23 protein-coding genes are annotated in these 23,914 nt (G+C 68.7%); 16 read left to right on the forward strand and 7 right to left on the reverse strand.

What is annotated here, in order from left to right:
• The first annotated feature begins 95 nt into the window (after positions 1-95).
• The 4 genes from CJ014_RS09855 (at position 96) to hisG (ending at position 4,285) form a co-directional block, all read left to right on the forward strand.
• Positions 96-512: a DoxX family protein gene (locus tag CJ014_RS09855; RefSeq protein WP_100080298.1), complete on the forward strand. Its 417-nt coding sequence runs from the start codon at positions 96-98 to the stop codon at positions 510-512.
• A 157-nt stretch (positions 513-669) separates the two neighbouring features.
• Positions 670-2,163 carry a histidine--tRNA ligase gene (gene hisS / locus CJ014_RS09860; protein WP_100080299.1) on the forward strand — a complete coding sequence of 498 codons (1,494 nt, stop codon included), beginning with the start codon at positions 670-672 and terminating at the stop codon, positions 2,161-2,163.
• Positions 2,160-3,296, forward strand: coding sequence for an ATP phosphoribosyltransferase regulatory subunit (locus CJ014_RS09865; RefSeq protein WP_165790808.1), 1,137 nt, complete (start codon positions 2,160-2,162; stop codon positions 3,294-3,296). The genes hisS and CJ014_RS09865 overlap by 4 nt, the downstream gene beginning before the upstream one ends.
• On the forward strand, positions 3,293-4,285 hold the full coding sequence (gene hisG / locus CJ014_RS09870; RefSeq protein ID WP_100080301.1) for an ATP phosphoribosyltransferase: 993 nt from the start codon (positions 3,293-3,295) through the stop codon (positions 4,283-4,285). Before CJ014_RS09865 ends, hisG begins: the two co-directional genes overlap by 4 nt.
• A gap of 133 nt (positions 4,286-4,418) precedes the next feature.
• Here the strand turns inward: hisG and CJ014_RS09875 are convergent, their stop codons facing one another.
• From CJ014_RS09875 to CJ014_RS09890, 4 genes are all read right to left on the reverse strand, one after another.
• Entirely contained in the window at positions 4,419-4,730 is a 312-nt protein-coding gene (locus CJ014_RS09875) for a helix-turn-helix domain-containing transcriptional regulator (protein WP_100080302.1), read from the reverse strand.
• A 13-nt stretch (positions 4,731-4,743) separates the two neighbouring features.
• Positions 4,744-5,067: a type II toxin-antitoxin system RelE/ParE family toxin gene (locus CJ014_RS09880; RefSeq protein WP_100080303.1), complete on the reverse strand. Its 324-nt coding sequence runs from the start codon at positions 5,065-5,067 to the stop codon at positions 4,744-4,746.
• Positions 5,068-5,157: 90 nt separating this feature from the next.
• Positions 5,158-5,778 carry a DNA-3-methyladenine glycosylase I gene (locus CJ014_RS09885; RefSeq protein WP_100080304.1) on the reverse strand — a complete coding sequence of 207 codons (621 nt, stop codon included), beginning with the start codon at positions 5,776-5,778 and terminating at the stop codon, positions 5,158-5,160.
• A 125-nt stretch (positions 5,779-5,903) separates the two neighbouring features.
• Positions 5,904-6,554, reverse strand: a complete 651-nt coding sequence (locus CJ014_RS09890; protein ID WP_207765716.1) for a protein phosphatase CheZ — start codon at positions 6,552-6,554, stop codon at positions 5,904-5,906.
• Between the two features lie 372 nt (positions 6,555-6,926).
• Between CJ014_RS09890 and CJ014_RS09895 the strand changes: the two genes are divergently transcribed.
• Positions 6,927-7,634 carry a L,D-transpeptidase gene (locus CJ014_RS09895; RefSeq protein WP_100080306.1) on the forward strand — a complete coding sequence of 236 codons (708 nt, stop codon included), beginning with the start codon at positions 6,927-6,929 and terminating at the stop codon, positions 7,632-7,634.
• Positions 7,635-7,795: 161 nt separating this feature from the next.
• On the forward strand, positions 7,796-8,473 hold the full coding sequence (locus tag CJ014_RS09900) for a L,D-transpeptidase (RefSeq protein ID WP_245427232.1): 678 nt from the start codon (positions 7,796-7,798) through the stop codon (positions 8,471-8,473).
• Between the two features lie 35 nt (positions 8,474-8,508).
• On the opposite strand, the gene CJ014_RS09905 is transcribed toward CJ014_RS09900, so the two are convergent.
• Complete coding sequence (locus CJ014_RS09905; protein WP_100080307.1) at positions 8,509-8,841, reverse strand: lysozyme inhibitor LprI family protein; 333 nt, start codon at positions 8,839-8,841, stop codon at positions 8,509-8,511.
• A gap of 378 nt (positions 8,842-9,219) precedes the next feature.
• Here CJ014_RS09905 and CJ014_RS09910 point away from each other — a divergent pair, with 378 nt between their 5' ends.
• A complete protein-coding gene (locus CJ014_RS09910; RefSeq protein WP_100080308.1) occupies positions 9,220-9,834 on the forward strand; it encodes a LysE family translocator in 615 nt (204 codons plus the stop codon).
• A 7-nt stretch (positions 9,835-9,841) separates the two neighbouring features.
• Here CJ014_RS09910 and CJ014_RS09915 read toward each other — a convergent pair whose 3' ends face one another.
• Complete coding sequence (locus CJ014_RS09915; protein WP_100080309.1) at positions 9,842-10,732, reverse strand: LysR substrate-binding domain-containing protein; 891 nt, start codon at positions 10,730-10,732, stop codon at positions 9,842-9,844.
• Between the two features lie 272 nt (positions 10,733-11,004).
• On the opposite strand from CJ014_RS09915, the gene CJ014_RS09920 reads away from it, so the two are divergent.
• The 6 genes from CJ014_RS09920 (at position 11,005) to xseA (ending at position 16,046) form a co-directional block, all read left to right on the forward strand.
• Positions 11,005-11,328 (forward strand): YjiS-like domain-containing protein, encoded by a 324-nt coding sequence (locus tag CJ014_RS09920; RefSeq protein ID WP_100080310.1) that lies wholly within the window; start codon positions 11,005-11,007, stop codon positions 11,326-11,328.
• Positions 11,329-11,516: 188 nt separating this feature from the next.
• Positions 11,517-11,855 carry a DUF1127 domain-containing protein gene (locus CJ014_RS09925; protein ID WP_165790809.1) on the forward strand — a complete coding sequence of 113 codons (339 nt, stop codon included), beginning with the start codon at positions 11,517-11,519 and terminating at the stop codon, positions 11,853-11,855.
• On the forward strand, positions 11,852-12,085 hold the full coding sequence (locus tag CJ014_RS09930) for a glutathione S-transferase (protein WP_100080312.1): 234 nt from the start codon (positions 11,852-11,854) through the stop codon (positions 12,083-12,085). The genes CJ014_RS09925 and CJ014_RS09930 overlap by 4 nt, the downstream gene beginning before the upstream one ends.
• 166 nt (positions 12,086-12,251) lie before the next feature.
• Complete coding sequence (locus tag CJ014_RS09935) at positions 12,252-12,995, forward strand: 16S rRNA (uracil(1498)-N(3))-methyltransferase (RefSeq protein WP_100080313.1); 744 nt, start codon at positions 12,252-12,254, stop codon at positions 12,993-12,995.
• A gap of 124 nt (positions 12,996-13,119) precedes the next feature.
• Entirely contained in the window at positions 13,120-14,508 is a 1,389-nt protein-coding gene (locus tag CJ014_RS09940) for a glutamate--cysteine ligase (protein ID WP_100080314.1), read from the forward strand.
• Between the two features lie 107 nt (positions 14,509-14,615).
• Positions 14,616-16,046, forward strand: coding sequence for an exodeoxyribonuclease VII large subunit (xseA, locus tag CJ014_RS09945; RefSeq protein ID WP_100080315.1), 1,431 nt, complete (start codon positions 14,616-14,618; stop codon positions 16,044-16,046).
• Between the two features lie 10 nt (positions 16,047-16,056).
• Here xseA and CJ014_RS09950 read toward each other — a convergent pair whose 3' ends face one another.
• The gene (locus tag CJ014_RS09950; RefSeq protein ID WP_133121836.1) at positions 16,057-17,685 is read right to left on the reverse strand and encodes a histidine kinase N-terminal 7TM domain-containing diguanylate cyclase; all 1,629 of its coding nucleotides are present in this window, start codon (positions 17,683-17,685) and stop codon (positions 16,057-16,059) included.
• Between the two features lie 220 nt (positions 17,686-17,905).
• Between CJ014_RS09950 and CJ014_RS09955 the strand changes: the two genes are divergently transcribed.
• The 3 genes from CJ014_RS09955 (at position 17,906) to CJ014_RS09965 (ending at position 23,800) form a co-directional block, all read left to right on the forward strand.
• Positions 17,906-20,074 (forward strand): malate synthase G, encoded by a 2,169-nt coding sequence (locus CJ014_RS09955; RefSeq protein ID WP_100080317.1) that lies wholly within the window; start codon positions 17,906-17,908, stop codon positions 20,072-20,074.
• 122 nt (positions 20,075-20,196) lie between these two features.
• A complete protein-coding gene (locus tag CJ014_RS09960; protein ID WP_100080318.1) occupies positions 20,197-21,027 on the forward strand; it encodes a universal stress protein in 831 nt (276 codons plus the stop codon).
• A gap of 67 nt (positions 21,028-21,094) precedes the next feature.
• On the forward strand, positions 21,095-23,800 hold the full coding sequence (locus tag CJ014_RS09965; RefSeq protein WP_100080319.1) for a bifunctional acetate--CoA ligase family protein/GNAT family N-acetyltransferase: 2,706 nt from the start codon (positions 21,095-21,097) through the stop codon (positions 23,798-23,800).
• Positions 23,801-23,914: the final 114 nt, after the last annotated feature.

Consider the following 23,914-nt stretch of genomic DNA (forward strand, 5'->3'; position numbering starts at 1 on the left):
CGTCGCTCTTTTCATGTCTATGCTGGCAACGCATGCGTAGCTATACGGACAGCAACGGCGTCAGGCGATGCCGCCCTCGGTCACGGAGTATCGACATGGACAGCATCAAGGCCCCGGCCCTGCTCGCCGGACGCATTCTTCTCTCGATTCTTTTCATCACGTCCGGCTGGCAGAAGATCACCGGCTATTCCGGCACCGCCGGCTACATGGAAGCGATGGGCGTGCCGTCGATCCTCTTGCCGCTGGTCATCCTGACCGAGCTCGGCGGCGGCCTCGCCATCCTGGTCGGCTGGCAGACCCGCATCGCCGCCTTTCTGCTCGCCGGCTTCTGCCTGCTCTCGGCCTATCTCTTCCACTACCTGGCGATCACCGGTACCGCCGGCCAGGAGATGATGGACATGAACAACTGGCTGGCCTTCATGAAGAACGTCACCATCGCCGGCGGCTTCCTGGCGCTGGTGGGTGCGGGCGCCGGCGCCCTTTCGGCCGACGCCAAGCTCGGCAAGGCCTGATCGGACAACACAACCGGAAAGGACAGGCGGCGGGCCGGCCGGGCCGCTTCGCCTTGCCCTTTGGCCGCTTATCGATTACTTGGAAACCCGCGCGCCCCGCTCGCGGGTTTTCGCGCGTTTTGGCCGCTCGCGGCCGCTATCCCAGGGCACAGGACTGATGTCGGATTATCTCAAGGCGCGCCTGCCGCGCGGTCTCGTCGATCGTACCCCCGCCGAGCTCAAGGCGACCGAGGCCATGATCGAGACCATCCGACATACCTATGAAATCTACGGCTTCGAGCCGGTGGAAACGCCGCTGATCGAATATACCGACGCGCTCGGCAAGTTCCTGCCCGACCAGGACCGGCCGAACGAGGGCGTATTCTCCTTCCAGGACGACGACGAGCAGTGGCTCAGCCTGCGCTACGACCTGACGGCGCCGCTCGCCCGCTTCTACGCCGAGAACCACGAGAAGCTGCCCAAGCCTTACCGCAGCTATCGCAACGGCTGGGTGTTCCGCAACGAGAAGCCCGGCCCCGGCCGCTTCCGCCAGTTCATGCAGTTCGACGCCGATACGGTCGGCGCGCCGTCGGTGGCCGCCGACGCCGAGATCTGCATGATGATGGCCGACACCATGGAGGCGCTCGGTCTCAAGGGGCAGTTCGTCGTCCGCGTCAACAATCGCAAGGTGCTGGACGGCGTGATGGAAGTGATCGGCCTTGCCGGCGACGACAAGGCGGCGAGCCGCCTCACCGTGCTGCGCGCCATCGACAAGCTCGACAAGATCGGCCCCGCCGGCGTGCGCGACCTCCTGGGCGCCGGCCGCTGGGAGAACCCGGAGGACAAGTCCGGCGACTTCACCAAGGGGGCCGGCCTTCAGCCGGAGGCGGCCGATGTGGTGCTCGCCTTCGTGGCCAGCGGCGCCGACAGCGCGGCGGACACCGTCGCCAACCTCGGCAGGCTGGTGACCGGCAGCGCGCGCGGCAGCGAAGGCGTCGAGGAACTGAAGCTGATCGCCGGCCTCGTCGATGCCGCCGGCTACGCCGACCGGGTGAAGGTCGATCCGTCGGTGGTGCGCGGCCTCGAATATTACACCGGCCCGGTGTTCGAGGCGGAATTGACCTTCGAGGTGACCGGCGACGACGGCCGGCCGGTGCGCTTCGGCTCGGTGGGCGGCGGCGGCCGCTACGACGGGCTGGTCGGCCGCTTCCTGAAGGAACCGGTGCCGGCCACCGGCTTTTCGATCGGCGTCTCCCGCCTGATGGCGGCGCTCCGGACGCTCGGCAAGGTCGGCGCCGACAAGGTGAGCGGTCCCGTCTGCGTCCTGGTCATGGACAAGACGCCGGAAGCCCTCGCCGGCTACCAGAAGATGGTGGCGGAGCTGCGCGCTGCCGGCATCGCCGCCGAGATGTATCTCGGCGCCTCCGGCATGAAGGCGCAGATGAAATACGCCGACCGCCGCAACGCTCCCTGCGTCATCATCGAGGGCTCCAACGAGCGCGACGCCGGCATCGTGCAGATCAAGGACCTGGCGCTCGGCAAGGAGCTGTCGGCCGGCATCACCGACAATGCCGAATGGCGCGCGGCGCGCCCGGCCCAGAAGGAAGTCGCCCGCGCCGATCTCATCGCCGAGGTGAAGGCGATCGTCGCGGCGGCCGGAGGCGCGGCATGACCGACGCCATCCAGATCGCCCTCGACAGCTTCAAGACGGCCGGCTTCGCCGTCGTCGACGTGCCGGTCCTCCTGCCGATGGAGGACTTCGTCCGCATCTCCGGCGAGGAATTCCGCCGCCGCATCTTCGTGACCTCGTCGAACAACGGCCACGACTGGTGCCTCCGCCCCGAATTCACCATTCCCGTGGTGCGTACCATGCTGGCCGCCGAGCCGGCCGGCGGCCGCTTCTGCTATTCCGGCCGCATCTTCCGCAACGGCCGCCCCGGCGAGGCCGACGAGGTGTGGCAGGTGGGCGGCGAGATTCTCGGCGACCATGACCCCGTGGCGACCGACGCCGCCGCGCTCGCCCACGCCGTGGCGATCACCGCCGCCTGCGGCGCTTCCCGCCAGCGCATCATCGTCGGCGACGTGGCGCTGTTTTCGGCGCTGCTCGCCGCGCTCGACATCCCGCCGGCCTGGCGCTCCCGCCTCACCACGCTGTTCGGCGAGCCGGAGAAGATCGCCGACACGCTGGCGCGCCTCGAACAGCGGCGCTTCGGCTTCCCGAGCTTCGCCGCCCATGCCGAAATCATCGAGGCGCTCAGCGCCTTCCCGGCCGAGAAGGTCGGGCAACTGTTCGCCGACATCCTGTCGATCGCCGGCGTCAAGACGGTCGGCGGCCGCACCACGGCGGAGATCGCCGAGCGGGTGCTAGAACAGGCGATGCTCGCCGCTTCCGACGGCGTGCCGGCCGGAACCATCGCGGCGATTGCCGATTTCATGGCGATGCAGGACGACAACGGCGGCGATCTCTCCATCGCGGAGGGTGTCCTTCGCCTCGAGGCGCTGTCCGGCCGCATCGGCGACCGCGCGCCGTTCCGCGCCGCCGTCGACCGCTTCAAGGCGCGCGTCGCGGCGATCGCCGCTCTCGGCGTCGACCTGTCGACGCTGCACTACGCCGCCGGCTTCGGCCGTCGCCTCGGCTATTACGACGGCTTCGTGTTCGACATTCATGACGCCACCCGCGTCGAGGTCGGCCAGGTGAGCGGCGGCGGCCGCTACGACGGCCTCGTCCGCCATTTCAAGGCGGCCGAGCCGGTCAAGGCGGTCGGCTTCGCCGTCTGGCCCGAGCGCTTCCGGAGGGCGTCATGACCGAACCGTTGATCGTCGCCGTGCCGTCCAAGGGCCGGTTGCAGGAGCAGACGCTGGCCTTCTTCGAACGGGCCGGCCTGCCGATCCGCCAGGCGCGCGGCGCCCGCGACTATTTCGGCACCGTCGACGGGCTGACCGGTGTCGAGGTGCAGTTCCGCTCGGCCTCCGAGATCGCCCGCGAGATCGGCGCCGGCAACGTGCATCTCGCCGTCACCGGCATCGACCTGCTGCACGAGACGCTGGGCGGCGATGATGGCACCCGCGTCGTCGCCGAGGAGGCGCCGCACCCGGCCCATATCGTGACGCGGCTCGGCTTCGGCCGCGCCGACGTCGTCGTGGCGGTGCCGCAGGCCTGGCTCGACGTGCAGACCATGGCCGATCTCGCCGACGTCGCCGCCCGCTTCCGCCTCAAGCACTACCGGCCGATGCGTGTCGCCACCAAGTACGTCGCCCTGACGCGGCGCTTCCTGACCGCCCATGGCGTCCACGACTACCTGATCGTCGAAAGCCCCGGCGCCACCGAGGGCGCGCCGGCCGCCGGCACCGCCGAACTGATCGTCGACATCACCTCGACCGGACAGACGCTGGTCGAGAACGGCCTGAAGATCGTCGACGACGGCGTCATCATGCGCTCGGAGGCGGCGCTGGCCGCCTCGCTCGCCGCGCCCTGGACGGAGGCGGCCCGCGCCGCCTGCCGGGGGATGCTGACCCGCATCGCCGCCGACGACCGGGCGCGGTCGGTGCGGCGCATCGACGCGGTCATGCAGCCGTCGTCGGTGCTGCCCGAGGAACTCCGGGCGCGCACCGACCTGACGCTCCTGTCGCTGCACGACGAGGGGCTCAGCCTTCTGGTGCCGAAGGCCCGCGCCCAGACCGAAGCCGAGGCGCTGATCGCCCGCGGCGCCACGACGGCGGTCGTCTCGTCGGTGGAATATGTGTTCGCGGCGAAGAACGCCCTCTACGAAAAGCTCGAGGCGAAGCTGGGGTGAAGGGTGGTCGGCGGCAAGCCGCATGACCAATGCTAGATCGTCGTGCGTCCGAACGGACGCAAAGTGACGATCTAGCCTTTTGTTATTGCATCGGATTTGCCGAAAACCGGATTCCACTTTTCGGTCCGATGCTCTAGACGTGCGGCACGGCCTCGGAGATCGGTTGCACTGCCAAGCGCAAACCCATGGCTCGCAGAACTGCGCTGAGGCTGCGTAATTCCGGATTTCCCTTCTCCGAGAGGGTTCTATAAAGCTGCGTCGGATTCAATTCGGCCTCTCTCGCAACGGCCGATACGCCTCCGAAAGCCTTGGTCATCTGCCGCAGCGTCACCAGGAGTTCGCCATGGTCGCCATCGGCGAGGATCGCATCGAGCGTGGCGGCGGCCGTCGCCGGGTCCTCCCGGAACAGATCGGCCATTGCTTCATCATGGCTCAAGTCTTTCATGGTTGTCGCTCCTTCACTCGGTCCGGCTTAGCCAGTCGCGCCAACATCCGCATGCCCGATCGATGTCATTGTCTTGTGTTCGCTTGGAACCGCCGCACAAAAGCAGCATCACCGTTCTGCCCGATCGAGCGTAGTAGACCCGGTAACCGGGACCGACATCGATGCGCAACTCGTGCACGCCGTCGCGTAGCGGCTTGAAGTCGCCGAAATTGCCCTGTTCCAGCCGGTTCAGCCGCCGGATGATCGCCGCCTTGGCCTGCATGTCCCGAAGCCCACGCAACCAAACAGCAATCAGGTCTTCGCCGTCACGGGTGAGATAATGCCGGACCTCATACATTTCATGTATATTCGTTTATAAACGAATCCCCTGCAAGCTTTTTCGCTGAAAACGCGTGGGGTCCACTATTGCCTGGGGTAGCGTCGTCTCTCACCTCGGCCGGACGAAGACGGCCCGGTCCTTCTCGACGGCGGCGCGGATGTCGCAGCCTTCGAGGTGGTCGTTGACGAGGCCCATGGCCTGCATGAAGGCGTGGACGGTCGTCGGCCCGACGAAGCTCCAGCCCCGCTTCCTGAGTTCCTTGGAAAGCGCCGTCGATTCCGTGGTCTTCGGCTGGATGTCCTTCAGCGTGAAGACGGCCGGACGGCTGGCCGGATCGGGCTCGAAGCGCCAGATGAAGGCGGCGAGCGAGCCGGCTTCGGCCTGCAGGTCCAGCGCCCGGCGGGCGTTGTTGATGGTCGAGGCGATCTTGCCGCGATGGCGGACGATGCCGGCGTCGTTCACCAGCCGCTCGACATCCGCGTCGGTGAAGGCGGCGACGGCCCGAATGTCGAAATCGGCGAAGGCGGCGCGGAAATTCTGGCGCTTCCTGAGGATGGTGATCCACGCCAGACCCGACTGGAAGCCCTCGAGGCAGAGCTTTTCGAAAAGGCGCCTGTCGTCGGCGACCGGCCGGCCCCATTCCTCGTCGTGATAGCGGCGATAGAGCGGATCGCTGCCGGCCCAGAAGCAGCGGTTGACCCCGTCGTCGCCCGTGATGATGCCGTCCATGCCGCCGTCCCTCGCCAGAATGTGCCGGAGCGACCTTAGCGGCGACCGCCGCCGCGAACTGGCAGCAGCAAAAAGGCGGCCGGATGGGGTCCGGCCGCCGCGAAAATCGTCCTCTCCGGTCCGGATCAGGCGAACAGCGCGTCGATGTCGTCCTGGGTGGCGCAATCGGCGGTCGGCAGCGCCGGCCCGTTGAGCAGCGCGGCGTCGCCGACGCGGCGCAGCGATTCGTCGGCCTCGATCGAATTGAACGCCTCCATGCCGCCCCAGATCTCCATCATGCGGTTGACCCGGTCCTCGATGAAGCGGAGGACGTTGACCACCTTGGTGATGCGCTGGCCGGTGAGGTCCTGGAAATTGCACGCCTCGTAGATGGCCAGTACGCGCTCCTGGATGTTGGCGGCCATTTCCTGCTGGTCGCCCTTGAGGTGGGCGACGAGATTGTTGGCGTCCTCGTCGATCCTCTCCACCGCCGACAGGATGTTCTCGGTGGCCTGCTCGGTGCCTTCCACCACGGCGCCGAGCTCGTCGGTGACGCGGCTCATGTCCTCGCCCTTGAAGCCGGAGACGTGCAGGCTGGCGATTTCCTGCTTGGTGCGGGAAATCGCTTCCTGGATGGTGTCCATCTCGGTCTTCAGCTTGTAGGCCTCGGTGAACTGCCTCTGGTAGTCGGCGATGATGTCCTTGCTGATCTCCTGCTGCGGCTTGACCAGCTTCTTGAGCTCGCCGAGCTCATGGAGGATCGCGTCGGCATGCAAGTCGCTTGTCGGTCCAGCCATCGCGCCGACGCCAAGCATAGCTTCAATACGATAAGCCTTGCGAGCCAACGCCATATTCTACTCCTCGCATCCGCGGTCGGGAAAACATCGCCGGGACCGGACGACGCCGCCGAGTGACCAACTCTAGGGGCCGGGCGGTTAACAACGCGTATGCCGGAAACAATGACCGGCAAAATTTCCCACAGAGTTTCAGATAGTTGAGCCAATCGCCGATACGTTTCCTTAACCATGACGACAGATCGGTCGATTTGAATGGAAACAGGTCGCATCTCGTTCACCATTCCTAGAGCGGCCGCCCCTAGCTTTGTCCAAGGCGCGCGGGCGGCGAAGCCGTCGACCGCGCCCGGACATCCATCAACCGAGGTTCCACCGATGAGAGCTGCCGCCTTGTTCCTCGCCGGGGTTGCCGCCGTCGTGATCACGACGGGTTCGGCCGTCGCCCAGGCGGGTCGCTATCTTGCCCCACCGCCGGTCGTGCTGTCGCCCAATCTCACCGATCCCTGGGTGATGCAGCTCCAGCCCGGCAACGTGCCGATTTATGCGGCGCCGCAGGCGCGCAGCCCGCGCGCCTGGTCGGCGCCGGCGGAGCCCGAGGCAAAGGCGGCGCGCAAGGCCGATCCGCGCACGCGGCCGCTCGCGCCGGAGTTCCTGCCGCAGGAGGTCACCTACGACGGCCCGGCGGCGCCCGGCTCCATCGTCATCGATACGGTCAACCGCTTCCTGTACCTCGTCGAGACGGACGGCATGGCGCGTCGCTACGGCGTCGGCGTCGGACGGCCCGGATTCACCTGGGCGGGCGAGCACCGCATCACCCGCAAGGCCGAATGGCCCTCCTGGCACCCGCCGGCGGAGATGCGCAAGCGCCAGCCCGGCCTGCCGGTGATGATGGCCGGCGGGCCGAAGAACCCGCTCGGCGCCCGCGCCATGTATCTCGGCTCGACGCTCTACCGCATCCACGGCACGGCCGAGCCGTGGACCATCGGCCATGCCGTTTCCTCCGGCTGCATCCGGATGCGCAACGAGGACGTAACCGATCTCTACGAGCGGGTGAAGGTCGGCACCCGCGTCATCGTGTTGTAGCCGCCTCACCTCGGCCTTTTTTGCCCAAGAGCGGGCGGCACGTACCCTTGTCGGCAAAGGCGGTCTCGACAGCCGAGACCGCCAGCTTCTAGTTTCACGAAACTGTCGTGATTCGCCTTTGCTGCGCCGCCCGGCGGCGCGTCCACCCTTCAGGTTCCTCCATGGTGAAACTTTCCGCCGTTCCGGCGCGTCCGCTGATGCCGGCGCTCGCTGCCGGCCTTGTCCTTGCCGCCTGTGTTGCCACGCCGCCGGTGGAGCCGCCGGTCGTCGAGACGCCCGTCGTCGAAGCGCCGGTCAAGCCGCTGTCCTATCTGCCCGACGACACCGCCGACGATCCGCGCGACCTCAACCTCGTCGGCGACCAGTTGCCGCCCGAGCCCTTCCGCCGGGCCGAGATCGACTATCCGACGGCCGAACCGCCGGGCACGGTGATCATCGACACCGGCGAGAAGCATCTCTACCTCGTGGAGGAGGACGGCAGGGCGCTCCGCTACAGCGTCGGCGTCGGCCGCGAGGGCTTTGCCTGGAAAGGCACGGTGGCGATCGGCAGCCGGCAGAAGTGGCCGCGCTGGTTCCCGCCCAAGGAGATGATCGCCCGCGAGGCGGCGCGCGGCCACAACATCCCCGAGATGATGGAAGGGCAGATCGGCAACCCGCTCGGCGCCCGCGCGCTCTATCTTTACGACGGCCCCAAGGATACGCTGTTCCGCATCCACGGCACCTTCGAGCCGAAGAGCATCGGCACCAACGCCTCGTCGGGCTGCATCCGCATGGCCAATGCCGACGTGATGGACCTCTACGAGCGCGTCGGGGTCGGCACGCGGGTGGTGGTGCGCTGAAGCGACGGGCGCCCGGATACATCCGGGCCGCCTCTCTATAGTTGGCCGATCCGCTTGGTGTAGGCGTCCAGCACGCAGCCGCGCGGATCGCCGCTCTGGGCGCATTTCAGCATTTGCGCCCGCCAGGTGCGCTGCGAGGACTTGAGCTCGAGGACCCGATCGGCGCTGGCGCGGGCCATGGCCTGCGCGAAATCCCGGGCAAGACGCAGGTCGAGGTCGGCGAGCGCGTCGTCCCTGCAGATCATCTTCTCGACTTCCGCCCTGGCGCCCTCGCAGTCGAAACTGGGTTGAGCCGCCGTGGCCGGTAGCGCCAGCATCGCCAGAAAGACGATGGCAACGATGCCCGAACCTGCCGCCAACCCGCTCATGCTCGTCCCCCTTCGTTGAACGACCGCTTCCGGTCGAAGCGCCGGCCTTGCGGCTCGGCAGCGACGCGTCGGTTCCTGCGAGATTAGCGCATGAGCCGGCCATCCGTCCATGGCCGCCCATATGGGCGGACACCGTCGCCAGAGAACGCGGCAAAGGCGACGTTTTTGCGGGCGAAAGCGGACTTTTGAAAGCCGGCGGCGATTTTCGGGACGGTGCCGCCGGAAAGACACGGCCGCCATGCCGGCCGGCGATTGCGAAGATCGATCGTTGCGCGTATCACCTTGGCCGCGAAATAAATCGAGCGGGACCCTCATGACGCCGAAACCGTCCGGCGCCATGGTCCGCGCGGCCTTCGCATTCCGATGGTGGGGTAACCGATGCCGATCCTGACTCTCGTCTTCTACACCGGCGCCCTCGCCGTCGCGGCGGCCTCGCCCGGTCCCGGCATGACGGCGGTGGTGGCGCGGGCGCTCGGCGGCGGCTTCCGGGCCGGCATGACCTTCATCGTCGGCATCGTGTTCGGCGACCTGTTCTACCTGACGCTGGCCATCTTCGGCCTCGCCTCGCTGGCGCAGGAGTTCAACCTCGCCTTCCTGGTGATCCGCTACGTCGGCGCCGCCTATCTCCTCTATCTCGCCTACAAGCTCTGGACGTCGCGCGCCGACCCGGCCGAGGTGGCGGCGAAGGTACGCTCGGAGAGCGCCTGGCGGACGGTGCTCGGCGGCTTCACGCTGACGCTCGGCAACCCGAAGACCATCGTCTTCTACATGGCGCTGCTGCCGTCGCTGATGCCGATCGAGACGATCACGCTTACCGGCTATCTGGAGCTGATCGGCGTCTCCATCGCGACGCTGACCGCCGTCGGCGTGGTCTACGCGGCGGCGGCGGCCGGCGCGCGCGAGTTTTTCCGCAGCCCCAGGGCGATGCGGCGCCTCAACCGCACCGCCGGCGCCATGATGGCCGGCGCGGCGGCGGCGGTGGTCGCCCGGTAGGCGGATATCACTCCGCGGCGAGGCTCATCGCCTGATCGGCGGCGAGGTTGCCGAGCGAGGTGACGATGTGCTTGGCGAGCGCGTCGTGGATGGGGCTCTTGGCGTGCTCGGCGCGCAAGAGGCCGATCTCGGCCGGTTCGAGCTCGGGGAATCCCTCGCGCAGGCCGAGGATGCGCATGTTGGCCTTGAGGGCGCTTTCCGGCAGCACCGACACGGCGAGCCCGGCCAGCACCGCGCCCGACAGCGCCAGCGCGGCGCTGGAGATATAGGCGACGCGGAAGCGCCGGCCCTCGCGGTCGAGGGCGCGGACGACGTTGGCGCGCCAGCAGCAGTCGTCGGGGCCGAGGGCCAGCGGCACCGGATCGAGCTCGTGGACGCTGTGGTCGCGCGAGCCGACCCAGAACAGCGGCTCGCGGCGGATCACCTCGCCGCGCAGCGAACCGTAATAGCCATGGTTGATGATGCCGAGGTCGAGCCGGCCGTCGCGGATCATGTCGGAGACCGTGACCGAGCGCTGGCACTCGACGGTGATCTCGATCATCGGATTGATGCGCGAGAAGCCGGCCAGCACCGGCGGCAACAGCCGGTCGGCATAGTCGTCGGGAATGCCGAGACGAACCGAGCCGGTCAGGCCGGGATCCTCGAAGGCGGCCAGCGTCTCGTCGTTGAGGCGGATGAGGCGGCGCGCGTATTCGAGGAGACGCCGGCCGTCCTCGGTGAGCCGGCTCTGGCGGCCGTCGCGCGAGAAGATCGGCTTGCCGACGCGGTCTTCGAGGCGGCGCATCTGCATGGAGACCGCCGACTGGGTCTTGTGCACGACGTCGGCGGCGGCCGTGAACGAGCCGACCTCGGCGATGGCGACGAAGGTCCTGAGTTGATCAAGGTCGAGAACGTTCATCTTCAACAATCCTGATGGATGGCCGATCGGTTTGGCTTTTAGAGATCTCCGCCGGTTTTCGGGTGGCGTCCCATCGCCCCGCGTGATCTCATGCTGTCAGGATGTTGATATCAAGTTCCGTCATGGAAAGCATCAAAAACATGCGTTGGACTGATTGATAGCCCCATGAGATAAATCCACTATCGAAACACAGCGGCGGCATTCCCATCTCAGATATGCATTGCTGCCATGTTCTGCCCATCGGGCGGTTCAAGTTCGCTGGAGCCAAGACAATGACCCTGATCCTCGATCATGCGTCCTCGCGCCGCGTCTCCTCCCTTCGCCCCGTTCACGAGGCGACCCGCTTCGCAGGCGCCCTGTTCAGCCGTCTCGGCGCGCTGATTGCCGCGGAAATCGATCGCCGGCAAACCATGCAACTGCTGGAGTTCGACGCGCGCGCGCTGAAGGACATGGGCATTTCTCATGCCGACGTCGAGGGCGCGCTGCTGGTGCCGATCGACCGCAAGCCGAGCCACACGCTGGCCGCCCGGCGCGCCGAGGCCCGTCGCGCCGAACGGGAGCAGGCCCTCGAGGCCGCCGCCGCGCTTCGTGAATAACACGTACGTGTTTCATAAGAGTCCCGCATAAGTCCAATCGAAAACATTCGCCGGACTTATGAAAAGGTAAACGAAATCCCAACGGGGCTTCCAGGCGAAGCCCCGTTGCCACCTTCACCCCTCGACCTCAACCCCTGACCCAACGCGCAACGCGCCAAACCATCCCAAGCCCCTTGATGGAGCCGATCATGTCCACGACCCTCGCGTCCAACACCTACGCCGCCGCCTTTGTCACGACGTCCGCCTCGCTGGTGCGCGCCGCTGCCGAGCGCACCGCGTTCGTCGCGAAGATCCTGGCCAATCGCTGGATGGCCAAACAACTCTGCGACTTTACCGACCATGAGCTGGCCGACATTGGCCTCAGCCGATCCGACGTACGCGAGGCCCTCGACAGCCCGCTCTACGCCGATCCGTCGCTGACGCTCGCCGCCGTCGCCCATGGCAATTCGGTAAAAATGAGCAGTGTTGTCGCGCGCCGCGCGGAGAGCGTGGATTTCACGCCCTTGGTCAGGGGGAGGGAAGAATGATCGCGCCCAGACTGGAAGACTGCGTCAACGATCTCTGCCCGCTCACCCGCCGTCCCGTCAGCCCCGACGCCCTGACCTATTACAAGGGCAAGGTGGTCGGCTTTGCCGACCGGCAGGCGCGCGACACCTTCCTTGCGGCGATGCTGGCCTTCGAAACGGCCATCCAGCCGCCGCCGGAGGTCCGCTATTCGATGCCGCTCAAGAAGCAGAAGGAGCTCGAGGCGGCCTGAGCGCGGTTTCACGCGGGCGCATTGCCACCCCAGCGCGCCCCATTTCGGGGTCCGGACCGCCTCCCTGCCGGACCCCATCCCATCCCGGCCCCCTGCCGGATCACCTGGCGGCGTCGCAAGGCGCCGCCTCTTTTTTTGCCCCGGCGGGACGTGCTATTGGCCTCTGATGGCCCATTCCGATTTCCGCACGCCGCGCGTCTTCGTCGCAACGCCGCTCGACGGCGCGCCGGTGTCCTTCGACCGCGACCAGAGCAACTATCTCCTCAACGTGCTGCGCCTCAGGGAAGGCGACGACGTGCTGGTGTTCGACGGCCGCAACGGCGAGTGGCGGGGCCGGCTCGGTCTGGCCGGCCGCAAGTCGGCCGAGCTCGCCGATCTCCGGCCGAGCCGGCCGCAGCCGCCCGCTCCCGACCTCCTTTATCTCTTCGCGCCGCTGAAGCACGCCCGGCTCGACTACATGGTTCAGAAGGCGGTGGAGATGGGCGTCGGCCGGATGCGGCCGGTGCTGACCCAGCATACCCAGGCGAGCCGGGTGAACATCGAGCGGATGCGGGCCAACGTGATCGAGGCGGCCGAGCAGTGCGGCGTGCTCCATGTTCCCGTGGTCGAGGATGAAGAAAAGCTCGACCGGACGCTCGAACGCTTCGGGCGCGACGAGCCCCGCCGCCGGCTGATCTTCTGCGACGAGGGAGAGGAGACGACCAATCCGCTTGCCGTCCTGTCGGCGCTGCCGCGCGGGCCGCTCGCCGTGCTGATCGGCCCGGAGGGCGGCTTCTCCGACGACGAGCGGCGGACCTTGCGCGCCCTGCCCTTCGTCACGGCGATTCCCCTCGGCCCGCGCATCCTCAGGGCCGACACGGCGGCGGTGGCGGCGCTCGCCGTGATCCAGGCGACGCTCGGCGACTGGTAGCCCCCTCTCCTGACATGTCCGCGTCCCGGGCTGGAGCAAAACGTTTCCCGCCGGCCGCCTTCCGACGATTGAACAAACCTTGCCGGGCGGCTAGTTTGCCGCCCAATCCTCGGGGAACCCATTCATGGCGCGCGATACGTCCGACACCACGCCGATCACTTCCGTCGCCGATCTCGTCGAGCGGATCGCCGGCGGCTGCAAACCGAAGGCGCGCTGGCGGATCGGCACCGAGCACGAGAAGGTCGGCTTCCGCAAGTTCGGCCATAGTCCGGTGCCCTACGAAGGACCCGGCGGCATCCGCCAGCTCCTCGAAGGCATGGAGGGGCTGCTGGGCTGGGAGCCGATCGCCGACCAGGACTTGCCGATCGGCCTGCTCGATCCGGCCCACGGCGGCGCCATCAGCCTCGAGCCGGGCGGACAGTTCGAGCTCAGCGGCGCGCCGCTTTCCAACCTGCACCAGACGGCCACCGAGCTGCAGGCGCACATGATGCAGGTGCTGGAGATCGCGACGCCGCTCAGGATCGGCTTCCTCGCCCTCGGCGCCAGCCCGGTGTGGACGCTGCCCGAGACGCCGGTGATGCCGAAATCGCGCTACGCCATCATGGCCGACTACATGCCGACGGTCGGCACGCGCGGCCTCGACATGATGTTCCGCACCGCCACCGTGCAGGTGAACCTCGATTTCGCCTCCGAGGCCGACATGCGCCGCAAGATGCAGGTGTCGATCGCCCTGCAGCCGGTCGCCACGGCGCTGTTCGCCAACTCGCCCTATCTCGACGGCCGCGCCACCGGCCGGCTGTCGGAACGCTCCGAGATCTGGCGCGATACCGACAACGCGCGGGCCGGCATGATTCCCTTCGTGTTCGAGGAGAGCTTCGGGTTCGAGCGCTACGTCGAATGGGCGCTCGACGTGCCGATGTATTTCGTCAAGCGCGGCGACACCTACCACCGGGCCACCGACATCACCTTCCGGCAGTTCATGGCCGGCGCCTTCCGCAACCGGCTGCCCGACGTCGAGCCGACCATCGGCGACTGGGACAACCACCTCGGCACGCTGTTCCCCGAGGTGCGGCTCAAGCGCTACCTCGAGATGCGCGGCGCCGATTCCGGCTCCACCGCCCATATCCTGGCGCTGCCGGCCTTCTGGGTCGGCCTCCTGTACGACCAGGCCTCGCTCGACGCCGCCTGGGATCTCGTCAAGGGCTGGAGCGAGGAGGAGCGGCAGCGCCTGCGCGACGACGTGCCGGCCCTGGCGCTCGGGGCGGAGATCGGCGGGCGGACGGTGCGCGACATCGGCCGCGAGGTGGTGGCGCTGTCGCGGGCCGGCCTTGCCCGGCGCGCCCGGCTCAACCGCTGCGGCGAGGACGAGACCCAGTATCTGAGGCCGCTCGACATCATCCTCGACCGCGGCAAGACGGAAGCCGAGGTGCTGCTGGAAAAATTCGGCGACAATCTCGACGGCATCTTCTGCGCGCTCGACATGCAGCCGATGAGCGACCTCAACTGCCTGTGATCCGGCGGCCGGCCGGCGTTTGACGCCCCGCCTCGCGGCCGCCATGATCGCCCGATGCCCTCCGAGTCGCGCCGCGCGGCTCGCCCAACCTTGCCGGACATTCATCGGTGACCGACGTCTCTTCCAACGCCGCCGAATATACGGTTTCGGAAATCTCCTTCGCGCTCAAGCGCAGCATCGAGGACCAGTTCGGCTTCGTGCGCGTGCGCGGCGAGATTTCCGGCTACCGCGGGCCGCACTCCTCGGGACACGCCTATTTCGCCCTGAAGGACGAGGGCGCGCGCATCGAGGCCGTGGTCTGGCGCGGCGTGCTCGGCAAGCTGCGCTTCAAGCCCGAGGAAGGCATGGAGGTGATCGCCACCGGCCGGCTCACCACCTATCCCAACTCCTCCAAGTACCAGATCGTCATCGACGCGCTTGAACCGGCCGGCGCCGGGGCGCTGATGGCGCTGCTCGAAGAGCGCAAGCGCAAGCTCGGCGCCGAGGGGCTGTTCGATCCCGGCCGGAAGCAGCTTCTTCCCTACCTGCCGCGCGTCGTCGGCGTCGTCACCTCGCCGACCGGCGCGGTCATCCGCGACATCCTGCATCGCCTCGCCGACCGCTTCCCGGTCCACGTGCTGGTCTGGCCGGTGAAGGTGCAGGGCGAGGGCTGCGGCAACGAGGTGGCGGCCGGCATCGCCGGCTTCAACGCGCTGGCCGAGGGCGGCGCCATCCCGCGGCCCGACGTGCTGATCGTGGCGCGCGGCGGCGGCAGCCTCGAGGACCTCTGGGGCTTCAACGACGAGGTAGTGGTGCGCGCCGCCGCGGCGAGCGACATTCCGCTGATCTCCGCCGTCGGCCACGAGACCGACTGGACGCTGATCGACCTCGTCGCCGACGTGCGGGCACCGACGCCGACCGGCGCGGCCGAAATGGCGGTGCCGGTGCGGCGCGAGCTCCTGGACCGCGTCGACGATCTCGGCCGCCGGCTCACCGGCGCCAGCCTGCGGGCGATCGACCTCAGGCGGACGCGGCTCGTGGCCTGCGCCCGCGCGCTGCCGCGCGCCGCCGATATTCTCGCCCTGCCGCGCCAGCGCTTCGACGCCGCCGCCAACGCCCTGCCGAAGGCGCTGATCGCCAACACGACGCTGCACGCCCGGCAGTTCGAGCGCGTCACCGCCCGCCTGACGCCGGCGAGCCTTCTCCGCACCCAGGCCCAGCTCGCCGAGCGGCTGTCGGTGCTGTCGGCGCGCGGCGGCCGGGCGGTGGGCGAACTGATCGCCCGCCGGCGGGCGCGGCTCGACCAGGTGGCGTCGGTGTTCGACGCGGTCAACCACATGGCGACGCTGAGGCGCGGTTATGCGCTGGTGCGCGACGATGGGGGAAAGCCGGTGTTCCGCGCCGGGGGGCTCCTCGCCGGCACGGCGATCGAGATCGAATTCGCCGACGGCCGGCTTCGCGGCCGGGTCGGCGACGAGGCGCCGGCGGCCGAGGCGAAGCCGGCGCCGCGCCGCGCCAAGGCGAAACACGATCCGGACGATCAGGGCAATCTATTCTGATCGTCCGGAATCAGGCCGAGCGCGTCCGGCCGTCGCCCAGCTCGCCCGGCGGACGGGCGACCACGACGCGGTTGCGGCCGGCCCGCTTGGCGGCATAGACGGCCTTGTCGGCCTGCTGCAACATCTGCTCGAAAGAGGCGGCCGTATCCGGATAGGCGGAAATGCCGGCCGAGAAGGTGATCTCCGCCGCTCCCTGGCTGGTCGCCACCGGCTGGGCGCGAATGACCGCCCGCCACGCCTCGGTCCGGGCGCGCGCCTCCTCGATGTCGGCGTTGGGCATCAGCACCAGGAACTCCTCGCCGCCCATGCGCACGGCCACCTCGCCGGGCCGGAGCGACCGCGCGAGCACGCCGGCCATCGCCACCAGCGCGTCGTCGCCGGCCTTGTGACCGTAGGTGTCGTTGAGCCGCTTGAAATGATCGAGGTCGAGCGAGACGGCGACCAGCGATCGCCCGACGGCGTCGGCCGTGTCGATCAGCCGGCCGGAGATGTTCTCGAGAATGCGCCGGTTGTGAAGGCCGGTCAGGCTGTCGCGGTGCGCCATCTCGTGCAACTGCTCCTGCAGGCGTAGGTTGGCTTCGAGGCGCTCCTCCATCAGCCGCGTCGAGACGAAAAGGCTTTCCTGGGCACGCAGGTAGTCGGTGATGTCGCGCAGCACGTAGGCGACGCTCCGCGAATGGCGCACGGCGTCGACGGCCATGGTCCGCACCTCGTAGACGCGGTCGCCCCGCCGCCAGCGGTGGACCAGCTCGCTGCCGTCGAACAGGCTCGCCCGGTCGGCGGGGCCGAATGTGGCGCCCAGCTCGGAAAAGGGTTGTCCGACGAGCTGCCTGCCGTCGAAGATCGCCCGCATCGCCGCGTTGGCCTCGGCGATGAACCCGTTGCCGGAGACCACCAGAATGCCGTCGGGATGGGCGGCGACCACCGCGCCGATGGCGACGGGCGCCAGCGACAGGAACTGGTTGCGGCTGATCAGCACCCCGTAGATCATCGGCGCCAGGACATAGGCGAGCGGCGTCGGGTCGAAGCCGAAGACGCGGATGCCCGCCAGATTGTAGGCGGCGTTGGCCGCCCACGGCACCATTGCCGAAACCAGAAGGCCGATGAACTGGATGCGATGCACTCGCGGGGCGCGGATTGCCGCCCTAAGCGTCCGGACGGCCGTCAACGCCATGAAGAAATAGATGGCGATCATCGCCGCGAAGAACACCGGCCCGTGCTCGTAGTGCAGTTGATGCGGGTAGGCGGGCGTCGGCGCCGGCGTGATGGCGACATAGACGAGATGATGCACGTCGTTGGTCATCGCGATCGTCAGCATCACCAGCCCGGCCGCGATGGCGAGGCCGGTGTGCAGCGCGGCGTTGGGCAGGTCGGAACCGCGGATGTAGGCGGTCATGAACAGCATCCACGAGATCGGCGTGGTGACGATGCCGTACCAGGCGAGCTCGGCGTAGAATATCTTCGTCGCCGGATCGCTGGCGCTGATGTCGAAAAACGCGCTGACCGCCCACCAGCCGCCGGAGGCCATCAGCATCAGATAGTCGGTGCGCCCGGGGAAGTTGCCGAGCCGCAGCGTATGCCATGCGGTCAAGACCGCCCCGACCACGACGAAAGCCAGGATGACGGCGGCAGGCTGCACGAGTGTTCGAGCTCCGGGACAATCGCTCGTTTGGGGCGGTTCGGCGACGTTATTCTGCGGGTTCTTTCGATTTCGTTTCGACTTTATGCGGGTCCTCGCGAAAAAATGCACGCCTCCAAGCACCGGCAGGACTAGACAGCGGGCGTCGCAACGGCTTTCGTTGGGGCCGCCAGCCGTATGCGGCCGAGCTGCCCTTGCTTCTCAACCGAGACATATCAAGATGACCGCCTATCGCACGCTGAACGGCCTCAAGGTTGCCGCCGAACTTGTCGATTTCATGGAGTGGGAGGCGCTGCCCGGCAGCGGCCTCGCAGCCGATGGCTTCTGGGCGGCGCTCGCCGACATCATCGGCCGCTTCGGCCCCGAGAACAGGCGGCTTCTCGAACGGCGCGACGCCTTGCAGCGGCAGATCGACGCCTGGCATACCGCCCACCCCGGCGCCGTCGATCCCGCGGCCTATCGGGCGTTCCTCACGGAGATCGGCTATATCGTCGCCGAACCGGCGCCCTTCTCCATCGAGACGACCGGCGTCGATCTGGAGATCGCCGAGGTCGCCGGGCCGCAGCTCGTCGTGCCGGTGATGAACGCCCGCTACGCGCTCAACGCCGCCAACGCCCGCTGGGGCAGCCTCTATGACGCCCTCTACGGCACCGATGCCCTCGGCACGCCGCCGCCCACGGGCGGGTTCGACGCCGAACGGGCGAAGGCGGTGGTGGCGCGCGCCAGGACGGTGCTCGACGGGGTGGCGCCGCTCGCCTCCCGCGGCCATGCCGACGTCGTCGCCTACTTCATCACCGAGGATGGCCTCAAGGTGCGCTTTGCCGACGGCAACGAGGAGGAGCTCGCCGATCCCGAGGCCTTCGTCGGCTACCGCGGCGATCTGGAGGAGCCGGCCGGCATTCTGCTGCAGCGGAACGGCCTGCATGTCGACATCCACTTCGACCGGGGGCAGCCGACCGGAGCCAGCGATCCGGCCGGCATCGCCGACATTCTGGTCGAGAGCGCGCTCACCACCATCATGGACTGCGAGGATTCGGTGGCCGCCGTCGATGCCGAGGACAAGGTGGCCGTCTATCGCAACTGGCTCGGGCTGATGCGCGGCGATCTCCAGGCGAGCTTCGACAAGGGCGGCGTCGCCACGACGCGGCGGCTGGCCGCCGACCGCAGCTTCATCCGGCGCGACGGTTCGGACGGCGCGCTGAAGGGCCTCAGCCTGATGCTGGTGCGCAACGTCGGCTCGCTTCTCACCACCGACGCGGTGCTCGACGCCGACGGCCACGAGACGGCCGAATGCCTCGTCGATGCGCTGGTCACCTCGGCGATCGCCCTCCACGACGTCGGTCCGAACGGCCGGCACGCCAACAGCCGCACCGGCGCCGTCTACATCGTCAAGCCGAAGATGCACGGCCCCGACGAGGTCGCCGTCGCCGACCGGTTGTTCTCGGCGGTCGAGGCGGCGCTCGGCCTTCCGCCGCTCACCCTCAAGATGGGCATCATGGACGAGGAGCGGTGCACCTCGGTCAACCTCCGCGCGGCGATCGCTGCGGCGAAATCGCGCGTGTTCTTCATCAACACCGGCTTCCTCGACCGCACCGGCGACGAGATCCACACCTCGATGCTGGCCGGCCCGATGGTGCGGAAGGGCGACATGAAGTCGTCGGCCTGGATCGCCGCCTACGAGGCGGGCAACGTCGACGCCGGCCTGGCGCTCGGCTTTTCCGGCCGCGCCCAGATCGGCAAGGGCATGTGGGCGGCGCCCGACCGCATGGCGGCGATGCTCGCCGAGAAGATCGGCCATCCGCGCGCCGGCGCCTCCACCGCCTGGGTGCCGTCGCCGACGGCGGCGACGCTGCATGCCCTGCACTATCTCGAGGTCGACGTCGCCGCCCGGCAGGCCGAGCTTTCCGGCCGCGAGCCCGCTTCGCTCGATGCGCTGCTGACGCTGCCGATCGCCCCGGATCGCCCGTGGAGCGCCGCCGAGATCGCCGAGGAACTCGACAACAACGCGCAAGGGCTTCTCGGCTACGTCGTCCGCTGGATCGACCAGGGCGTCGGCTGCTCCAAGGTGCCGGACATCCACGACGTCGGCCTGATGGAGGACCGGGCGACGCTGCGCATCTCCAGCCAGCACATCGCCAACTGGCTGAAGCACGGCGTCGTCAGTCGCGAACAAGTGATGACGACGCTGGAGCGGATGGCGGCCGTCGTCGACCGGCAGAACGAGGGCGACCCGGCCTACCGGCCGATCGGCAACGATTTTGCCGGATCGCTGGCCTTCCAGGCCGCCGTCGAGCTGGTGCTGACCGGCGACCGCCAGCCGAACGGCTATACCGAGCCGGTGCTTACCGCCTTCCGGCGTAGGCGAAAGGTCGAGATCGCCATGAGATGAATTGATCGGCGCCAAGACCTATCTAAGGATTATGGCGCCGGTGGTTTTGTGGTCTCGTACAAGAGCTTGCCGCCGGTGCCGGGTCGCCGGGACCCTTTTGAAGTCGCTGAGGAGGCGCCGCCATGACCGTCAGGGACATCTTCACCATCATCGACATTTATAACGACAAGATGAACGCCTCCACGGCGGCGCTGGAACTCGCATCGCGGCGAAAGGCCCACGTCACCGGGCTGGCGCTGGCGCTCGAACCGATCGCGCCCGGCTTCCTCGCCTCGCCGGTGCCAGCGGAATATCTCGTCGAGGCGATCACCAACGCCGAGAATTCGGCCAAGGACGCCGCCGCCGCCTTCACCGCCGAAGCGGCGAAGTTCGGCGTCGACGCCGAGGCGCGCACCGCCACCGTCTATTCCGGCGGCACGCCGGCCATCGTGCGACAGGCGCAGCTTTCCGATCTGATCGTCGTCGGCCAGGACGATCCCGAGCACGGCGAGCCGATGCGCGCCGCCATCATCGAGACGCTGCTGTTCGAATCCGGCGTGCCGGTGCTGATCGTTCCCTCGGCGTGGAACAAGCCGATCACCTCGGAGAAGGTGATGATCGCTTGGGACGGCTCGTCGACGGCGGCCCGCGCCGTGCACGCCGCCCTGCCGGCGCTGAGGGTGGCGACCTCGATCGAGATCGTCATGGTGGCCGGCTCCAAGAAGTGGTCCGGCGAACCCGGCGCCGACGTCGCCGCCTATCTCGCCCGCCACGACCACAAGGTCACGGTGACGACGCTGCCGCGCTCGGCCTCCGAGGTGTCGACGGTGCTGCTCAACCATGCCAGCGAAAGCGGCGCCACCATGCTGGTGATGGGCGGCTACGGCCACAACCGCTTCCGCCAGTTCGTGCTGGGCGGCGTCACCCGCGACATGCTGGAAAAGATGACGATCCCGACGCTGATGACCCACTGACCCCCGACGCCGGAGCGCGGCCGGGCGGCCGCGTTCCGGCTCTCTTGCTGCCGAGCCTCAGCCCGACATGAGCCTTTCGAGCCTCGACCCCTTTTTCCGGCCGAAGCGCGTCGTGCTGATCGGCGCGACGCCACGGCCGAACTCGGTCGGTTCGGTGCTGGCCCGCAACCTTTCCGCCTTCGGCCGCGACCGGGTGGCCTTCGTCAATCCCTTCTTCACCGAGCTCGACGGCGCTCCCGTCCACCCCTCGCTCTCCGAGCTCACGGCGCCGGCCGACCTCGCGGTGGTCGCCGTGCCGCCGGAGGCGATCGTCGGCGTGATGGAGGAGATCGGCGCCGCCGGCATCCGCCACGCCGTGGTGATCACCACCGGCCTCGGCCACGGGCCGGGCAGCCTTCTCGAAGCGATGACCGCCGTGGCCCGGCGGCACGGCATCCGCGTGCTCGGCCCCAACAGCGCCGGCCTGCAGATCCCGCCGATCGGCCTCAACGCCAGTTTCGCGCAGCGGGCGGCGGTGCCCGGCGATCTCGCCTTCATCTCGCAATCGGGCACGCTCACCCACGCGGCGCTCGACTGGGCGGCCGGGCACGGCATCGGCTTTTCCGGCATCGCCGTGCTGGGCGACGCCGTCGATGTGCATTTCGACGAGATGCTCGACCATTTCGCCCTCGACCACCGGACGCGGGCGATCCTGCTTTACCTCGAGAGCATACGCGACGCCCGCAGCTTCCTGTCGGCGGCGCGCGCCGCCGCCCGCTCGAAGCCGGTGGTGGTGATCAAGGCCGGCCGCCACGCCGCCGGCGCCCGCGCCGCCCGCTCGCATACCGGCGCGCTGGCCGGCGTCGACGCCGTCTACGACTGCGCCTTCCGCCGGGCCGGCCTGCTCAGGGTGGCCGACCTCGACGAGATGTTCGCGGCCGCCGAGACGCTCAGCCTGGTGCCGCGCATCCAGGGCAAGCGCATCGCCATCGTCACCAACGGCGGCGGCGCCGGCGTGCTGGCCGCCGACCGCGTCGTCGACCTCGGCGGCGAGCTCGCGACGCTCGGCGAGGAGACCCTCGCGGCGCTCGACCGGCTGCTGCCGCCCGGCTGGTCGCGCGGCAACCCGGTGGACCTGATCGGCAACGCCGCCTCCGACCGCTACGGCGCCGCAACGCGGGCGGTGCTCGCCGACAGCGGCGTCGACGCCGTGGTGGCGATCAACTGCCCGACGCCACTCGCCCCTTCCAGGCTGGCCGCCGAAGCGGTGGTGGAAGCCGTCGCCGACTACCGCCGCGGCCGCTACGACGGCAAGCCGCTGATCGCCGCCTGGCTCGGCGAGGACGACGGCTGGAACGCCACCTTCGCGCGGGCGCGCATCCCGGCCCTCGAAACGCCGCGCGCCGCCGTAGAGGGGCTGATGCAACTGGTCCGCCACGCCGAGGCGCAGGCGGCGCTGACCGCGACGCCGGCCGACGTTCTCGCCGGCTTCTCGCCCGACCGGGCCCGCGCGGCGGCGGTGATCACCGCGGCGCTGGCCGACGGCCGCCTGTGGCTCAAGGCGAGCGAGGTGGTCGACCTTCTGGCCGCCTACGACATTCCCATCGTGCCGGCGCTCGCCGCGGCCGACGCCGCCGAGGCCCGGCTTCTCGCCACCGGTCTTTTCGCCGAGCACCGCTCGCTGGTGGTGAAGATCGCCTCGCCCGACATCGTTCACAAATCCGACGTCGGCGGCGTGGAGCTGGAACTGTCCAGCCCGGAGGCGGTGGGCGAAGCGACCGCGGCGGTGATCGCCCGCGCCAGGGCTGCCCGCCCCGGCGCCCGCATCGACGGCGTGACGCTCCACCCGATGATCGTGGCGCCCAAGGCGGTGGAGCTGATCGCCGGCGTCACCGACGATCCGGTGTTCGGCCCGGTGATGGTGTTCGGCCGCGGCGGCACCGCCGTCGAGGTGATCAACGACCGGGCGCTGGCGCTGCCGCCGCTCGACGCCAACCTCGCCCGCGACCTGATCGCCCGGACGCGCGTCGCCCGCCAGCTCCAGGGCTATCGCGACCGGCGGCCCGTCGACGAGGGCCGCCTGGCCGGCGTCCTGCAACGGCTCGCCCAGCTCGTCGCCGAACATCCGGCGATCGGCGACATCGACCTCAACCCGCTGATCGCCGAGGCGGACCGCCTGGTGGTGGTCGACGCGCGGGTGACGCTGGTCGCCGGCTCGCCGGCGTCGGGCGCCGCCGTGCATCATCCCCGCTTCTCCATCCGTCCCTACCCGACCGAGTGGGAGGACACCATCACGCTGCCCGGCGGCCGGTCGGTGTTCGTGCGGCCGGTGCGGCCGGAGGACGAAGGCCGCTATGTCGATTTCTTTTCCAAGATGACGGCCGAGGACATGCGCCTGCGCTTCTTCCAGCGCGTCCACGACCTCGGCCACGCCTTCGTCGCCCGGCTGACGCAGATCGACTACGCCCGCGCCATGGCCTTCGTCGCCCTCGACCCGCAAAGCGGCGACATGCTCGGCGGCGTCCGGCTGCACGGCGATCCCGGCGGCGGCGACGGCGAATATGCCGTGTCGGTCCGCTCCGACCTCAAGGGGCTCGGCCTCGGCCGGGCGCTGATGGTGCAGATCATCCGCTACGCGCTCCGCGAGCGCTACGCGCACATCCACGGCGAGGTGCTCGCCGAAAACCGGCAGATGCTGCGGATGTGCGAACGGCTCGGCTTCGTGCTGACGCCGGATCCGGACAGCCCGGAGATCATCAAGGTGGATCTCGATCTCCGGTCGATGACCGTTTGATCCAAAGTCTATACGTCGGATGGTCGGGCCTGCGCGGGCGCCGCCGGAGCGATGCCTCGCCCTAAGGCATTGGTTTTCGCCTCCTTTCCGGCCGTTGACGAAGGACCGTCGCGA

The organism is Pleomorphomonas carboxyditropha, from assembly GCF_002770725.1.
GTDB classification, from domain to species: domain Bacteria; phylum Pseudomonadota; class Alphaproteobacteria; order Rhizobiales; family Pleomorphomonadaceae; genus Pleomorphomonas; species Pleomorphomonas carboxyditropha.

Excerpts from the sequence above, each read along its gene's own strand:
- CJ014_RS09925 (WP_165790809.1), top strand. The coding sequence starts at position 11,517 with ATGTCCACGACCCTCGCGTCCAACACCTACGCCGCCGCCTTTGTCACG.
- CJ014_RS09895 (WP_100080306.1), top strand. The coding sequence starts at position 6,927 with ATGAGAGCTGCCGCCTTGTTCCTCGCCGGGGTTGCCGCCGTCGTGATC.
- CJ014_RS09910 (WP_100080308.1), top strand. The coding sequence starts at position 9,220 with ATGCCGATCCTGACTCTCGTCTTCTACACCGGCGCCCTCGCCGTCGCG.
- CJ014_RS09890 (WP_207765716.1), bottom strand. The coding sequence starts at position 6,554 with ATGGCTGGACCGACAAGCGACTTGCATGCCGACGCGATCCTCCATGAG.
- CJ014_RS09865 (WP_165790808.1), top strand. The coding sequence starts at position 2,160 with ATGACCGACGCCATCCAGATCGCCCTCGACAGCTTCAAGACGGCCGGC.
- CJ014_RS09875 (WP_100080302.1), bottom strand. The coding sequence starts at position 4,730 with ATGAAAGACTTGAGCCATGATGAAGCAATGGCCGATCTGTTCCGGGAG.
- CJ014_RS09940 (WP_100080314.1), top strand. The coding sequence starts at position 13,120 with ATGGCGCGCGATACGTCCGACACCACGCCGATCACTTCCGTCGCCGAT.
- CJ014_RS09885 (WP_100080304.1), bottom strand. The coding sequence starts at position 5,778 with ATGGACGGCATCATCACGGGCGACGACGGGGTCAACCGCTGCTTCTGG.
- CJ014_RS09905 (WP_100080307.1), bottom strand. The coding sequence starts at position 8,841 with ATGAGCGGGTTGGCGGCAGGTTCGGGCATCGTTGCCATCGTCTTTCTG.
- hisS (WP_100080299.1), top strand. The coding sequence starts at position 670 with ATGTCGGATTATCTCAAGGCGCGCCTGCCGCGCGGTCTCGTCGATCGT.
- CJ014_RS09965 (WP_100080319.1), top strand. The coding sequence starts at position 21,095 with ATGAGCCTTTCGAGCCTCGACCCCTTTTTCCGGCCGAAGCGCGTCGTG.
- CJ014_RS09855 (WP_100080298.1), top strand. The coding sequence starts at position 96 with ATGGACAGCATCAAGGCCCCGGCCCTGCTCGCCGGACGCATTCTTCTC.
- CJ014_RS09880 (WP_100080303.1), bottom strand. The coding sequence starts at position 5,067 with ATGTATGAGGTCCGGCATTATCTCACCCGTGACGGCGAAGACCTGATT.
- CJ014_RS09930 (WP_100080312.1), top strand. The coding sequence starts at position 11,852 with ATGATCGCGCCCAGACTGGAAGACTGCGTCAACGATCTCTGCCCGCTC.
- CJ014_RS09900 (WP_245427232.1), top strand. The coding sequence starts at position 7,796 with ATGGTGAAACTTTCCGCCGTTCCGGCGCGTCCGCTGATGCCGGCGCTC.
- CJ014_RS09935 (WP_100080313.1), top strand. The coding sequence starts at position 12,252 with ATGGCCCATTCCGATTTCCGCACGCCGCGCGTCTTCGTCGCAACGCCG.
- CJ014_RS09960 (WP_100080318.1), top strand. The coding sequence starts at position 20,197 with ATGACCGTCAGGGACATCTTCACCATCATCGACATTTATAACGACAAG.
- CJ014_RS09955 (WP_100080317.1), top strand. The coding sequence starts at position 17,906 with ATGACCGCCTATCGCACGCTGAACGGCCTCAAGGTTGCCGCCGAACTT.
- CJ014_RS09915 (WP_100080309.1), bottom strand. The coding sequence starts at position 10,732 with ATGAACGTTCTCGACCTTGATCAACTCAGGACCTTCGTCGCCATCGCC.
- hisG (WP_100080301.1), top strand. The coding sequence starts at position 3,293 with ATGACCGAACCGTTGATCGTCGCCGTGCCGTCCAAGGGCCGGTTGCAG.
- CJ014_RS09920 (WP_100080310.1), top strand. The coding sequence starts at position 11,005 with ATGACCCTGATCCTCGATCATGCGTCCTCGCGCCGCGTCTCCTCCCTT.